The 1,206-nt window shown below is 61.7% G+C and carries 1 protein-coding gene; it reads right to left on the bottom strand.

Going from position 1 to position 1,206, the window contains the following annotated elements:
• The coding region (locus EN939_RS34945) for a RhtX/FptX family siderophore transporter (RefSeq protein ID WP_164751545.1) at positions 1-1,194 on the bottom strand (1,194 nt) is incomplete at its 3' end.
• Between the last annotated feature and the right edge of the window lie 12 nt (positions 1,195-1,206).

Raw genomic sequence — 1,206 nt, 5'->3', positions numbered from 1 at the left:
GTCCGCTCCCGCGCTTTTCTTCGAGAGCCGCGAAAGAAGGTGAACAGTCAGCACGACGGCCAGACCGGAGACGAGCGTCGAGAGGGTGAAAAGTGCGCCATAGCCGATGCGGTCGGCGATCGCACCGGCCATCATCGAGCCGATCAGGTAGATGATGATCTGGGCGCAGGACAGAATGGTGAAGTCCGTTCCAGGCTGATCTTTCGATGACACCGCCATGAACAGGCTGTAGAGCGCCACAATCTCCATATAGCGGATCAAGGTCTGAAACCCCGCCGCTCCCAAAAGAGTCCATATGCCCGTGATTTCGCCGGCCGCATGCAGGGCAAACAACAGGAAGCAGATCGTGCGCAAGGCGCCGAGCAGCAGCAGCGTTCGGCCGGCGCCGGAACGTCGAACAAGCATGGCCGCTATGAAGGATCCGGCAATGCCGGCCGTCGCCGCAGAAATACCGCTCAGATATCCGATCGCCGACAGCGGCAATCCGACGTCGACGAGATAGGATCCCTCCATGGATTTCACCAGCCCTTCGCTCGCCCGGTAGGTCAGTGCGATCATCAGGACGGTCACGGCTTCCGGGCGCTTGAGAAAGCTGGAGATCGAAGGTTTCGCCCGCGGTTCGGCGTTTTTTGTAGCGGTGTCCTCCGGCATGAAGGCGATCGCAATCAATGGCAGGGCTGAGACCGCCGCGATCGTCAGCACCATCGCCTGCCAGCCGACCCAGCCATAGAGAAGCAGGGAAACGGTGCCGCCGACGATGACGCTGAGTGCGACCGCTCCGCCCTGGATTGCGTTTCCAACGGCGCGATCCTCTTGCCTCAGGGCGAGCGTGGCATAGCCGTCGGTTGCAATGTCCTGCGTCGAGGTCAGCACCGCGATCGCGAAACCTATTGCGAATATGGCTTTCAGATTGGTCGGTTCCACAAGGGCGAGTGCCGCTATGGCGATCACAGTCCCGATCTGCGTGGGAAGAATCCATCCGCGGCGGTGCCCGATCGCCATCGGCCTGATCCGATCGACGAGCGGTGCCCAGAGGAATTTCACCGTCAGCGGGATCATCAGGACGGCAAGCATGCCGATGGCCGTTCTCGACACGCCAAGCTCGCGCATGATCGGCGGCACCGCGGCGACCAGGAGATAACCCGGAATACCCTGGGCGAGGTAGAGACCCGCCAGCACGGCGAACAGCCGCAAACGCTGCCAATC

The organism is Mesorhizobium sp. M7A.F.Ca.CA.002.05.1.1, from assembly GCF_003998335.1.
In the GTDB taxonomy this organism is placed as follows: Bacteria; Pseudomonadota; Alphaproteobacteria; order Rhizobiales; family Rhizobiaceae; genus Mesorhizobium.
The sequence above is the reverse complement of the archived record's forward strand: the minus strand, read 5'-3'. Positions and strand labels throughout refer to the sequence as shown.